General features: G+C 60.8%; 9 protein-coding genes. 3 read left to right on the plus strand and 6 right to left on the minus strand.

Annotated elements, in window-relative coordinates; all coding sequences use genetic code 11:
- Positions 1 to 61 precede the first annotated feature (61 nt).
- The 4 genes from ACF8R4_RS00755 to ACF8R4_RS00770 form a co-directional block, all read right to left on the minus strand.
- Entirely contained in the window at positions 62 to 2,527 is a 2,466-nt protein-coding gene (locus ACF8R4_RS00755) for a TonB-dependent siderophore receptor (protein ID WP_104835400.1), read from the minus strand.
- A 114-nt stretch (positions 2,528 to 2,641) separates the two neighbouring features.
- Positions 2,642 to 3,598: a FecR domain-containing protein gene (locus ACF8R4_RS00760; RefSeq protein ID WP_104833643.1), complete on the minus strand. Its 957-nt coding sequence runs from the start codon at positions 3,596 to 3,598 to the stop codon at positions 2,642 to 2,644.
- Between the two features lie 4 nt (positions 3,599 to 3,602).
- Positions 3,603 to 4,106 carry a sigma-70 family RNA polymerase sigma factor gene (locus tag ACF8R4_RS00765; RefSeq protein ID WP_060501552.1) on the minus strand — a complete coding sequence of 168 codons (504 nt, stop codon included), beginning with the start codon at positions 4,104 to 4,106 and terminating at the stop codon, positions 3,603 to 3,605.
- Positions 4,107 to 4,217: 111 nt separating this feature from the next.
- Positions 4,218 to 4,907, minus strand: a complete 690-nt coding sequence (locus ACF8R4_RS00770) for a GntR family transcriptional regulator (protein ID WP_060501554.1) — start codon at positions 4,905 to 4,907, stop codon at positions 4,218 to 4,220.
- A gap of 205 nt (positions 4,908 to 5,112) precedes the next feature.
- Here ACF8R4_RS00770 and lapG point away from each other — a divergent pair, with 205 nt between their 5' ends.
- Together lapG and lapD are read left to right on the plus strand one after the other, a co-directional pair.
- Complete coding sequence (gene lapG, locus ACF8R4_RS00775; protein WP_177337141.1) at positions 5,113 to 5,874, plus strand: cysteine protease LapG; 762 nt, start codon at positions 5,113 to 5,115, stop codon at positions 5,872 to 5,874.
- Between the two features lie 10 nt (positions 5,875 to 5,884).
- Complete coding sequence (gene lapD / locus ACF8R4_RS00780) at positions 5,885 to 7,831, plus strand: cyclic di-GMP receptor LapD (RefSeq protein ID WP_060501556.1); 1,947 nt, start codon at positions 5,885 to 5,887, stop codon at positions 7,829 to 7,831.
- Positions 7,832 to 7,980: 149 nt separating this feature from the next.
- Here lapD and ACF8R4_RS00785 read toward each other — a convergent pair whose 3' ends face one another.
- The gene (locus tag ACF8R4_RS00785; protein ID WP_156868235.1) at positions 7,981 to 9,339 is read right to left on the minus strand and encodes an HlyD family type I secretion periplasmic adaptor subunit; all 1,359 of its coding nucleotides are present in this window, start codon (positions 9,337 to 9,339) and stop codon (positions 7,981 to 7,983) included.
- 7 nt (positions 9,340 to 9,346) lie between these two features.
- On the minus strand, positions 9,347 to 11,503 hold the full coding sequence (locus ACF8R4_RS00790; RefSeq protein ID WP_104833642.1) for a type I secretion system permease/ATPase: 2,157 nt from the start codon (positions 11,501 to 11,503) through the stop codon (positions 9,347 to 9,349).
- Between the two features lie 963 nt (positions 11,504 to 12,466).
- Here ACF8R4_RS00790 and ACF8R4_RS00795 point away from each other — a divergent pair.
- Positions 12,467 to 13,626: retention module-containing protein (locus ACF8R4_RS00795; RefSeq protein ID WP_392491480.1), on the plus strand; the 1,160-nt coding region annotated here is incomplete at its 3' end.

The following is a 13,626-nucleotide window of genomic DNA, read 5'->3' on the forward strand; positions in this document are numbered from 1 at the left end:
ACCCAAAGCCCCTGTCTGCGCTGCAGACAGGGGCTTTGTCTTTTCCGGGTACCAATAACCGTTAGAACTGATAGCTGACCGTGGCGCTGACGTTGCGCTCTTCACCCATGTAGCAGTAGTTCAGGCTGGCACAGGAAGTGATGTAGCTTTCGTTGGTAAGGTTGTTGGCGTTAAGGCGCACATCCACGCCCTTGAGCCCCACCTTGCCCAAGTCGTAGCCGATCGAGGCGTCGAACAAGGTGTAGGAAGGCACCTTCATGCTGTTTTCCGCATCCACCCAGCTGTACCCCACATACCGCACGCCACCGCCTAACCGCAGGCCATCCAGGGCCCCCTGGTGGATGTTGTAGTCGGCCCACAGCGAGAACATCTGCTTCGGCGCCTGGGTTGGCGAATTGCCTTTGTTGTCCAGGTTGCCCGACACCAGGCTCGGCATCGCCTTGGCGTACTCGATGTCGGTATAGGTATAGCCACTCAACAGCTTCAAGCTGTCGGTCAGTTGCACATGCGCCTCCAGCTCCAGCCCCTGGGAACGTACTTTACCTACAGGGCGATAGAAGTCTTCGTCAGGCTGCTTGGACGCCAGGTTCTCTTGCTCGATACGGAATACCGATGCGGTAAACAAGTTGTCGCTGCCTGGTGGCTGGTACTTGATGCCAGCCTCCCATTGCGTGCCCTCCGTCGGTGCCAGCGGACGGCCTTCCTGGTCGGACACGGTGTTGGGGTTGAACGACTCCGAGTAGCTGACATAGGGTGCAATGCCGTTCTCGAACAGGTAGAGCACCCCGGCCCGGGTAGTCATTTTGGAGCGCTGATCGCTGACCTTGGTATCGCTGTCGCGATTCTCTTCAGACACCTTCACCCAGTCCTGGCGCAGCCCTAAAGAAAAGCGCCACTGGTCCAGCTCTACCAAGTCCTGCAGGTACACGCCAGTTTGCTGCAAACGCCGCAGGTAGCGGTTCTCACCCAGTACCTGAAGGTTGCCATCGCCATACTGCGGGTTCCCGGCATCCAACGGGTCGACGGTGCCATAACGCCAAGTGACGTCAGCCTTGCGCCGCTGGTAGTCGGTGCCCAGTAGCAGGGTGTGTTTGGCAGCACCCGTGAAGAATTCCGCCTGCAGCATGTTGTCGATGATGTACGAATGCAGGCGCTCGTCGCCGCCGGTGTAGGCACGGTTGAGAATGTTGCTGTCGGCGTCCGCCCAACCGGCCGAATACACCTGGTCCATGGATACGTCGGAATCCTGGTAGCGGAAGTTCTGCCGTGCGGTGAACACATCGTTGAAACGGTGCTCGAACTGGTAGCTGAAGGACTGCTGTGTGCGCTCGTAGTTGTCGATGCCCGGCTCACCCTCGAAGAAGTGGTCTGACAGGCGCAAGCCGTTGCGCTTGTGCAGCATGCCGTCTGCAGGGTTGCCGCCGTGGTAACCACCGTTAGGGTCGTGCTGCAGATACGCTTGCAGCGTGAGCGACATGTCTTCGGTGAAGTCGATGCTGATCGCCGGTGCAATGGCGTAGCGTTCTTCCTTGCTGTGGTCGAACTGTGTGTCGGAAGCATCCGCCAGGCCTGTCAGTCGATAAGCGATACGCTTGTCATCGTCCACAGGGCCGCTGAAATCAAAACCCGTCCCCCGCTGGCCCTGGGTACCAACCGTGGCCTGAACCTGATGGTAGGGAGTAAACAGTGGCTTCTTGGTGGTCAGGGCTACCAGGCCACCCGGTGAGCTTCGCCCGTACAGTACCGAAGATGGCCCCTTGAGAATGTCGATGCGCTCAAGGAAGTACGGGTCCACCTGCATGGTGCTGTAGGTGCCGTTGTCGCCCATGGACTTGAGCCCATCGACATAGATGTTATCCACAGAGCCGTCGTTGAAGCCGCGCATGGCCACGTAGTCGTAACGGTGGGTCGCACCGTAAGGGTTAGTCAGTACCCCTGGCGTGTAACGCATGGCCTGGGCAACGGTCTGCGAGCCTTGATCATCCATCTGTTGGCGGGTAACCACCGACACCGATTGGGAGGTCTCGACCAACGGCATGCTGGTCTTGGTCGCCACCTGGCTGTGGGTGGCGTTGTAGCCCTCCATGCTGCCCAGTGCATTGCCAAGGGTGAAACTACGGATATCAGTGTCGGGCAATGACAGTGCGGCGTCCTGGCGCTGTGCCTGCAGCACATAGCTACGTCCGTCCTGGCTGACGGCCTCCAGGCCGCTGCCATTGAGCAGTTGGCGCAGCGCCTGATCGTTAGCGTATTGCCCCTGTAGGCCGTTGGACTGCAGGCCATCGGTAAGCTCAGGCGTACCCGACAGGGTAATGCCGGCCTGGCGAGCGAACTGATTGAGTACCTCAGCAAGCTGGCCGGCCGGGATTGCGTAGTGATGACTCACCTGGGCCGTTTCAGCTGCTACGGAAAGCTGCGAAGCGGTTGCCAGGCCCAAGGCGGTCCCAAACAGGGCAGCCCGGATGGATTGGCGTAAGCGTACAGATTGCAGGGCAGGTCGAAGATCATTTGGTTGGAACGTGTGCATTAACACCGGGTTGATAGACATGAAGGGTCCGTTGAAGGGTTGAGGACAGAAGGGGTCGCTTACTGTCCTAGCCGGACCGGGATTCAAAACCCGCCAGAAATCGATAAGGCCTTATCAGGCCAGGCGCTCTACACGTACCCACCAGCGTGTACGTTGACGAAGCTTTACGGGCAGCGTCTGCGGCAGCAACTGCAGCAGTTGCTCCGGGTCTTCGAGACGGAACACCCCCGACAGGCGTAGATCAGCAACCTCCTCGCTGCAGCCCAGATAACCATGACGATAACGGCTGACCTGCGCGAGGAAGTCGGCCAAGCGCATGTCCTGGGTCACGATCAGCCCTTCGGCCCATGCCATCGCATCCATGTCCATGTGTGCGAGCCGGTGCGCGCCTTGAGCATCCAGGCGCCAGTTCTGGCCGCTTTCGATCCACAGCAGCTGGCCATTGCCAGGTCGATGAATCGCGACTTTGCCGTGGCTGACGCTGACGCGCGTACAGTCGCTGTCCTGGTAGGCCACAAAGCGCCCTTCGAAGCCTTCTAGCAGCGCGTCACGTGTTTGTACCCGCAAGGAATGCCGAGAGCCGCAGGTGATCATCAGCTCCCCGTGCTTCAGGTAGACCAGACGCTGTTGGTCACTGAGGGCCAGGTCCACTGCACTGTGGGTATTGAGTTGCATCAGTGAGCCATCGGGCAGCGTGAAAGCGCGTCGCTCGCCCGTGCCGGTGGCATAGTCCGAGGCCCATGCACTGACGGCATCGATGTCTTTGGCCAGCCATGTTGCCGACCCCGCCATAACAACGCCGCCAAGCAGCTTCAGCGCCTGCCGCCTGTGCAGGCGTTGCTGGCTGGTTTCCAGGGTTTGCAACGCCAGCCCGGCACCGGGTATGGCACGCAAGTCGAGGTCTTGATACAGGTGTGCAAGCCGTTGCCAGGCTTGCTCGTGTTCGAGCCGAGCATTGCGCCATTGTGCGAATTCTGATTGTAGAGCCGGGTCATGCCCGCTTTCACGAAGCCGTAGCATCCACTGGATGGCCTGCTTGACCACTTTTGCATCAGGGCGTGCGGCGGCCATCGCTTCAGCACTCGGCTTCGTAGCGCAGCACGTAGCAGTGGTAGAGCGCGTCGGCTATGTAGCGTTCTACCGTGCGGACGGAGATTCCCATCTGTTCGGCGATGGCCTGGTGCTTCAGCCCCTCGCATTGGGCCAGCAGGAAGGCGCGTCGTACCTTGGGTTTGAGGCCGTCGAGCATGCGTGCAATGCGCTCAAGCAACTCCAGCAGCAGCTCGCGGGTTTCTGCAGAGGGGGCCTGCGCTTCCGGTACATGGGCCAGCGCCTCCAGGTAGGCCCTGTGCAGCTCCTCGCGGCGCCAGTGATCGATTACCAGCCCGCGCGCTACTGTGCGCAAGAAGGCCCTGGGAGCATTCAGCTGCAACTGCTCACGGCGCTGCAGCAGGCGTACGAAGGTGTCCTGGGCCAGGTCTGCGGCATCGGCGGCGTTGCCGAGCTTGCCGCGCAACCAGGTGTGCAACCAGCCATGGTGGTCACTATAGAGCGTTTGCACGCAGTCGTTGCTGGGCATGGAGGAGGGCGCCGGCATCAATGGACATGAATGATAATTAGTCTCATTGTTGGCGGGGCAGGATCAATTTGCAACCCATCAGCTCGCGTCGCCCCTGAAGCCGGCGACGGATTAGCGCCCCAACTGCGTATCCAGGTAATTACGGATTACCCGCGCGCCATTATTGAGGTGCTGTTCCAGCACTGTTACCGCCTCATCCACCAGCTTGTCACTGGCCGCATCCACCAGTGCGTTGTGATCATCCTGGGTGAGCTTGCCCAAGCCCATGGACGAAAGATGAAAACGCAGGAAGCGTTCCTCTTCGTTCAGTTCGTTCTCGATCAGGCGCAGCAGTTTTTTATTTGGCGCCTTGTTGTACAGCGACATGTGGAACAGGCGGTTCAGGCGGCCGATTTCGGCATGGCGGGTTTCGTTTTCCAGCAGTTGGATATACCCACGGGCGCTGGCGATGTCGCTGGCATCCAGCAGCGGGATGGACTGGCGCAGTGCCTCGCTCTCAAGCAGTACACGAAGGGCATAGGTGTCCACCGCATCTTCGCCGATCAACGGCGCAACCACTGCACCTTTGTGCATTTCCACTTTCAGCAGCGATTGTGCTTCCAGCTGGCGCAGGGCCTCGCGCACGGGCATGCGGCTGACGCCGAACAAGGTGGCGAGTTCTTGCTGGCGCACGGCAGTACCTGGCGGCAAGCGCCCATCGAGAATGGCGCTACGCAGGCGTTCTTCGATCACGCCACGGGCCTGGTGCGGCAACAGCTGCTCGCTGGCCAGCACATTGCTCAATTTGATTTTCTCGGCCACGCGACGTCTGCCTCAACGATGACTAAAGTTGGATCCAATGACACTAGTTACAGCCCATGGGAATTGTCAAACCTGCACCTGTAATGGAACGGGCGCCCCAAAAGCGCGGCTATGGTGGATGAAGTCGCCTGCCAAAGGAAGCGACCTATAGAAGGTTATAAACAGAAAGTGTAGGCGGGCTGACAAGCGGGTGCATGATTGCAGCGTGCCATTGTCTTTTGTTGTGGCAGGGCCCACCATCGCTGCTTTCGACTGGTCTGAACAGGGCTTCGCAGTGGCGATATCCTGGGTGCTCAAAACCGTTGTGCGATGTGTCGGCTTTGCCGCGCTGCTGGGCAGTCTGCTGCTGGGCGGCTTGCACGCGGATTGGGATTTTTCCCAGATCAGCCGCAAGTCGCAGGCCCTGTATGGCCCCTTGGGGGCCGGGAAGGGGCGCATCGATGCCTGGCAGAACCTGATGGCTACCCAGAAGCAGGGTAGCGAGCTTGAGCGGTTGCAAGTGGTCAACCGCTTCTTCAACCAGCAATTGCGCTATGTCGAAGACATCGACCTCTGGCATGAGGTCGATTACTGGGCCACACCGGTGCAGGCCTTGATCAAGGGCGCCGGGGACTGCGAAGACTACGCCATCGCCAAATATTTCAGCCTGCGGCGCATGGGCATCCCCAGCGAAAAACTGCGCATCACCTACGTAAAGGCGTTGCGGCAGAACCGGGCACATATGGTGCTGACCTATTATTCAAGCCCACAGGCCCAGCCTTTGGTGCTCGATAGCCTGATGGACGCCATCAAGCCGGCCAGCCAGCGTACCGACCTGTTGCCGGTATACGCGTTCAATGGCGAGGGCTTGTGGCTGACGGGGGCTGCGGGCAACAAGAAGGTCGGCGATACCAAGCGGCTGTCACGCTGGCAGGATTTGCTGAAAAAAATGCAGGCCGAAGGGTTCCCGGCCGAGCCTGTTTACTGAAGGAGCACAGATGTCACTGTTCAAACAATTGCTGTTGGCCATTTGCCTGTTCCTGGTGGTCGCCTTCAGTGGCAGTTTCATGGTCAGCCTGGAAAGCTCGCGCAGCCAGTACGTCAACCAGCTGCGCTCGCATGCCCAGGATGCTGCGACCGCACTGGCGCTGTCACTGACGCCTAATATCGACGACCCGGCGATGGTCGAGCTGATGGTCAGTTCGATCTTCGACAGTGGTTACTACTCCAGCATCAAGGTCGTCGACCTGGGTTCCAATGCCGTGCTGGTGGAGCGCCACGCCGAGCCGGACCCTGGCGGTGTACCGCGCTGGTTCGTGCACCTGATCGGCCTGGAGGCTGCCGGCGGGGACGCCATCGTCAGCCGTGGCTGGCAGCAGGCCGCGCGCGTTGAAGTGATCAGCCACCCGATGTTCGCCATTGCCAAGCTCTGGCAAAGCGCCCTGGGCAGCCTGGGCTGGTTGCTGCTGTGCGGTGCCGCCAGTGCCGTGCTCGGCGCCTTGCTGCTGCGCCGCCAGTTGCGGCCGCTGGACTACATGGTCGAGCAATCCCACGCCATTGCCCGTCGCGAATTCCTAAGCCTGCCCGAGTTGCCGCGTACGCCGGAGTTGCGTCGCGTGGTGCAGGCAATGAACCAGATGGTCGAGAAGCTCAAGGCCTTGTTCACCGAGCAGGCCGAGCGCAGCGAGCGGCTGCGTGCCGAGTCGTACCAGGACAGTTTGACCGGCTTGTCCAACCGCCGCTATTTCGAGATGCAACTGAACACCCGGGTGAGCAACCTGGAAGAAGCGCGCGCGGGTTACCTGCTGTTGCTGCGCGTTCAAGGCCTGGCGGGTTTGAACGCCCGACTGGGTGGCCAGCGCACCGACCAGTTGCTGCAAGCTGTGGGTGAGCAGTTGCGCCGTACCTGTGCCAGTTTCCCGGAAACCAACGACCTGATTTCCCGCAGCCGTGGCGGCGAGTTTGCTGTGCTGGCGCCGGGCATGGTGCATGAGGAAGCGGTACACCTTGCCCAGGCGCTGGAAGCGACGCTGCAGAGCCTGCACGAGACCGGCGCCAGTGATATCGACCCGGTTGCCTGCATCGGCCTTGCGCCTTTCAGCCCCGGTGATGCACCACAGGCGTTGCTCAAGCTTGCCGACGAAGCCCTGGCCCGTGCCGAAAACCAGCCGACGCCAGGCTGGGTGTGCCTTGAACAAGGCGTGGCTGCCGTTGCGGCGGACAGCCAGCACGACTGGCATGAGCGGCTTGACCAAGCCTTTATCAATGGGCATTTCGAACTGTTTTTCCAGCCCGTGGTGGACGCCGGCACGGCACAACGGGTTCTGCACCACAAAGTGATTTCGCGCTTGAAGGATGGCCAGGGCGAGGCGTTGCCCGCGGGCCGCTTCCTGCCCTGGCTGGAACGCTTTGGCTGGATGCCACGGCTGGATGTGCTGGTGCTGGAGAAAGTACTGGCGCACTTGCGTGGGCATGACCAGGTGCTGGCGCTGAACCTGTCGGCCGCCACGCTGGCCGACCCCACGGCCCTGCAGCGCGTCTTCGAGCTGCTGGGCCAGAACACGGCCATGGGGCCTCGGCTGGTGTTTGAAATTGGTGAGGAGCAGTTGCCTGAGCAGGCGGCTCTGGAGCACCTGACCCGGCGCCTGCACGCGCTTGGCTTTGGTCTGGCGCTGCAGCGTTTCGGCGGCCGCTTCAGCATGATCGGCAACCTGGCGCACCTGGGCCTGGCGTATCTGAAAATTGATGGCAGCTATATCCGCAACATCGACCAAGAGCAGCACAAACGCCTGTTCATCGAAGCGATCCAGCGCGCGGCACATAGCATCGATCTGCCGTTGATTGCCGAGCGGGTCGAGACGGAAGGGGAGCGGCTGGTGTTGAAGGAGATGGGGGTAGGCGGGATTCAGGGGCAGCTGGTTGGCGAACCTGCGCCCTGGCGCTGAATTATTGTGTGTTGGCTGTCCTGGCCTCATCGCCGGCAAGCCAGCTCCCACAAGTACTGCGGCGACCTCAAGGCGAGTGCAGGACCTGTGGGAGCTGGCTTGCCGGCGATACGGCTAGAAGGGCCACTATCAAGCAGTGGCCAGGATCATCACCGCTCGCGCAGCGCTTCCGAACGCGCCTTCATGATCGGCTTGAGCAGGTAGCTCATGATGGTTTTCTTGCCGGTCATGATATCCACCGTGGCCACCATCCCCGGAATGATCAGCAGTGGTTTCTCGTCAGTCCCCAGGTGGCTGCGATCGGTACGCAGCTTGATCAGGTAATACGTGGTCTTCTTGTCTTCATCGGTGATGGTGTCCGCACCGATCTGTTCCAGCTTGGCCTTGAGCCCACCGTAGATGGTGTAGTCATAGGCGGTGAACTTCACCGTCGCTTCCTGGCCTGGGTGCAGGAAGGCGATGTCCTTGGGCAGGATTTTCGCTTCGATGACCAGCGTGTCGTCCAGTGGCACGATCTCGATGATATCGCTGCCTGGCTGGATGACCCCGCCAATGGTGTTCACCAGCAGCTGCTTGACGATACCGCGCACCGGTGAAGTAACCATGGTGCGGTGTACCCGGTCGTCCAGTGCCTTACTGGTGGCGGTCGCCTTGTTCAGCTCGGTGCGTGCCTCGTTCAGCTGGGTCAATGCTTCGCTGCGGAACTTGCCACGGGTCTCTTCGATCTTGCTCTGCACCTCGCGGATGGCGGCCTCGGCACGCGGGATGGCCAGTGCGGTGGAGTCAAGCTGGCCGCGGTTTTCAACTTCGGCACGGCGTAGGCGCAGCACTTCTACCTGGGAAATCGCACCGGTGGCCACCAGCGGTTCGGACATGCCGATTTCCTTGCGCAGCAGCTCAAGGCTGTTGGCGTACTGGGCGCGCTTGGAGCTGTATTCACGCAGTTCCTGCTGGCGCTGGACCAGCTGCTGCTGCAGGCCGCCAATTTCGTCCTGCAGTTGCTGGCGCCGGCTCTGGTACAGCGACTCTTCACTGGCTGCCTGGCTGGGTGCGGCTTTGCGCAGTGCTTCGTCGATCTTGAGCGGGCTGTCCTGAACTTCCGCACTCAGCCGTTCGACCCGCAGGGCCATGGCCAGTCGATCTGCCTCGGTTTCACCGACGTTGGAGGCGAAACGGGTTTCGTCCAGGCGCAGCAGCGGCTGGCCCACTTCTACGATCTGCCCTTCCTTGGCGAAAATCTCGGCGACGATGCCGCCTTCCAGGTTCTGGATCTTCTGCACCTTGGAAGACGGGATAGCCTTGCCTTCGCCCCGCGTGACCTCATCGATGGGCGCAACGCTGGCCCATACGATCATGAACACGAAGAACAGGATCACCCCCCAGATGGTCAGCCGTACCACCCTTGGCGCATCCTCGATCAGGGCTTTGTTCACCTCTGGCAGCGGCTGGCCGCCCAGTGAGTCGGAGCCCTTGAAATAGCGCCGCAGGCCATCCTTGAATTGCCCCATATCCAGCTTATGCAACACTGATCTGCCCCTTCTTCAGCGCATCCATGACCGCGGCTTTCGGGCCGTCGGCGACTATCTGTCCGCGATCGATCACGATCAGTCGGTCTACCAGCGACAGCAGCGAGGCACGGTGCGTGACCAACAGCACCGTCTTGCCCTCCACCACGGCTTGCAGGCGCTGTTTGAGGCGTTCTTCGCCCGTGTTGTCCATGGCGCTGGTCGGCTCGTCCAGCAGCAGCAGCTGCGGGTTGAGCAGCAGCGCACGCCCCAGGGCAACGTTCTGCCGCTGGCCGCCGGACAGGTTCTGCCCACGCTCCCCCACTTGCAGCTCGTAGCCGTCCGGGTGCAGGCGGGCGAATTCATGCACGCCTGCCAGCTCGGCAGCTTGCAGGATCAGTTCGTCCTCGATGTAGCGGGCACCGCTGACCAGGTTGTCGCGCAGTGTGCCAGCCAGCAGCTGAATGTCCTGCGGTACATAGCCGATGTTGTGGCGCAGTTCGCTGACGTCGATCTGGCGAATGTCCACACCATCGACCAGCAGCGAGCCGCCATTAGCCTCGTACAGGCCAACGATGAGCTTGGCCAGCGAGCTCTTGCCCGAGCCGCTGCGGCCAATGATGCCGACCTTCTCGCCGGGGCGGATGGTCAGGTTGATGTTCTTCAGGGCCAGGTTCTGCTGGTTGGGGTAGGTGAAATCGACCCCGCGGAACTCGACGCTACCCTGCAGCACCTTGCGGCTCAGTGGGCGCTCTTCGAAGTTGCGCTCTTGCGGCAGATCCATCATGTGGTCGGTGGAAACCATGGTCACCTTGGCCTGCTGGTAGCGGGCGAGCAGGCCGTTCAGCTGGCCCAGTGGGCCGAGCGCGCGGCCGCTGAGCATGTAGCAGGCCACCAGGCCACCCATGCTCAGGTTGCCATCGATGATCAGGTACACGCCGACGCAGATCATCGCCACGCCCGCCAGTTGCTGGATCAGCAGGGTGATGTTCATCGCCAGGCTAGACAGCACCTTCACCCTCAGCTCCAGGCGGCTGAGTGTACCGAGGGTCTGCTCCCACATGTACTGGCGTTCGCTTTCGGCGTTGTTGACCTTCACCGCGTCCAGGCCGGCCAGGGTCTCGATCAGGCTGGACTGGCGCTCCGAGGCCAGGGCCATCGTCCGCTCCATGGTCGCCATCAGCGGCCGTTGCAGGGCATAGCCGATGCCCAGGGCCAGCGGGAAGGCGATGATCGGGATCCACACAAGATGCCCGCCAATGATGGCGATGACGATCAGGATCAGGATGGTGAAAGGCAGGTCGATCAGGCTGGTAAGCGTCAGCGAGGCGAGGAAGTCGCGCAGCCCCTGGAATTCGTGAATGTTCTGGGCAAAGCTACCCACCCGTGCCGGCCGGTACTTCATCGACATGCCGACGATGCGTTCGAACAGCGTCGCCGAAATGATCAGGTCGGTCTTCTTGCCGGCAAGGTCCAGGCACAGGCCGCGCAGGCCTTTGAGGATCAGGTCGAAGATGTAGGCACCGGCGATGCCGACGGCCAGCACCCAAAGTGTCGACGTAGCCTGGTTAGGTACCACGCGGTCATACACGTTCATCACGAACAACGGCGCGGCCAGGGCAATCAGGTTGATCACCAGGCTGGCGGCGATGGCATCGATATATAGCCACTTGCTGCGCAGCAGCGTGTCGCGGAACCACGACTTAGCCCGTGGGATCAGGTTGCCGTGGTTGACGTCGAACTTGTGTTGCGGCTGGGCAAAGAACACCCGACCGCTGTAGTCGCTGTGCAGGGCTTCGCGGCTGACATGCACCTCACCACCGTCGCTCTCGCTGAGCAGCAGGCGTGCGGTATCTTCATTTTCCCAGCCCAGCAGGACGGCGCTGCGGCCTTCCTTGAGCAGCAACATGGCCGGCATGGCGATGCTCGGGATCTGCTCCAGCTTGCGTTGCAGCAGGCGCCCTTGCAGGCCCGCCCGGGCGGCCGCGCGGGGCAGCAGCTCGGGGCTCAGGCGCTGGGCGGGCAGCGGCAGGCCCGTGGTCAGCATGACCCGGCTGGCGGGTTTCTGGTGCAGGACACACAGGCTCAGCAGACTATCCAGCAAGGGATCGTCATGCTGACTGCGTGGATCGTGGCTGAGTTGGACTCGACTGACTTCAGATTCCACGCGGCGCTCTCTTCATCCTTGTGGTGGGTGGGGTGGGTGTGCCGCCGTTCAGGTCTGTCGGCTCACCCTGACGTTCAATGGTGCTGCGAGGCAGCTGGCCAATGGTCGCCTTGAATCGATACTGAGTAAACAATTCTACGTCGTTATTGCTACTGCACAGACGCTGCCATGCGGTGACTGTTTCATTTCTGATCCTGTTCGGGATCCGGTTCATGTGCAGCATAGCCTGCCATCAATACAACGCTGTGTGGGTGAATGATCGGCTCGCGGGCTTGTCAGTAAACAGGCGCTGATTTGTTGACGTTTTAAAGTGGGCAGATCATTAAAATTCATCGCACGAAGTGCGTTTGCACGCTGAACCGTGGTTCTGTAATCACCGATGGTTTGCCATCATTCCCATGCCAGTATTCGCGTGCGGGTTCGCTATCTGTTTGATCTGCGGTAAAGCGTTGTTGGTGGCCTCGGTCGGTAGCAGGCTTTGGTTGGAGAGGGCATGAGTGCAGCCCTGATTCTACCTGGGTTTCAACCCCTTTTCCGGCCGCCTTCAGGCAAGGTTTGTGCTTGTAAACGCGCACGGGCCTGTGGCAACGGGAGTGACCAGAATGTTGACGCCAACGACCTTGACGGTAGCCGATGGGCGGTGCTTCTAAAGTGGGTAATGACAACTGCCCGTATGTGGAAAAGGCTGCTGAACTTAACAGCCAGCGCATTTTCGATGATGTACGACATTTGTCCTCGGCAAACGGTTGGCTAAGGTACAAATATCAATGTGACATTACATTGCCGATTGTTTAGGATGGCCTGTATAAGGTCAATACTTTGGCAGTACTGCGGTTTCAAAAAGTTATAGACGGAATATTGACGCAATAAAGCGTCAAGAGAACATCGACATAAGTTCCGCCTGAAGTGGCTTGCAGTGCCGCTCTGGCAGGGAAGTACCCATCGGGTCACACGGAGAGTCCAATGAGCAGCGTTGTAGCCATCGTCAAAAGCATTGTCGGCCAGGTTATTGCGGTATCCCCAGAGGGCATTCGTCGTGTGCTCATCGAGGGGGACCGCCTGTTGGCAGGTGAGGAAGTGCTCACTGGTCCGGGCGGTGCAGTGACTCTGGAACTGGCCGATGGCCGTCTGCTTGACCTGGGCCGTGACAGCCAGTGGAGCGCCGATACGCCTGACAGCAGCGCCGACCTGAGCCAGGCGACCGCACAGGCCGCGCCGTCGGTGGAAGAGCTGCAGCAGGCGATCGCTGCGGGTGTCGACCCGACTACCGAGCTTGAAGCTACCGCAGCCGGTCCATCGACCGCAGGCGGTGGTGGCGCGCTGGGTGGTGGTCACAGCTTCGTGATGCTCGAAGAAACGGCGGGCCGGGTTGACCCCACCGTTGGATTCCCCACTGAAGGGCTGGGCTTTGCAGCCACGCTGGACAGTGAAGAAGTCGGCCTGCTGGGTGACACCAACAACAACCTGGTGACCACGCCGACGACGGACACCAACGTTGCAACCGACCTGCTCCTTGGCGCCACTCCCTCCATCAGCGAAGCGGGTGGCGTAATTGTTTATACCGCCACGGTTGGACAGGCACCGACTACCAACCTGGTCATTACCCTGTCCAATGGCGCCGTGATCGTCATTCCGGCCGGGCAGACCAGCGGTAGTGTCAATGTCGTTGTCCCGGCGAACGATACACCGTATATCGACGGCGGGCAGATCTCGGCGACTGTCACCGGTGCCACCGGTGGCGGCGGTTTGACGGTGACATTGCCGCAAACGCCCGCGGTTACCCAAGTGACCGATACCATCGATACGACCACTGCGACACTGACGGCTTCGCCAAGCGTTACTGAAGGCGGCGTGATCACCTACACCGTGACCCTGAGCAACCCGGCTCAGACCCCGGTAACCGTGACTCTGTCCAACGGCCAGACCATTACCGTTGAGGCCGGCAAGACCCAGGGCAGCGTTGATTTCCAGACCCCGGCGAACGACGTTTACAACAACGGCTCGACCGTCAGCGTGACCATTGAAGGCGCCACTGGCGGCAACTTCGAGCAGTTGACCCCGAATCCGACCCCGGCTCAGACCACGATCAACGATTCGGTCGATAACACCACCGCGACCCTGAC

This window comes from Pseudomonas sp. FYR_2, assembly GCF_043106425.1.
Taxonomy (GTDB): domain Bacteria; phylum Pseudomonadota; class Gammaproteobacteria; order Pseudomonadales; family Pseudomonadaceae; genus Aquipseudomonas; species Aquipseudomonas monteilii.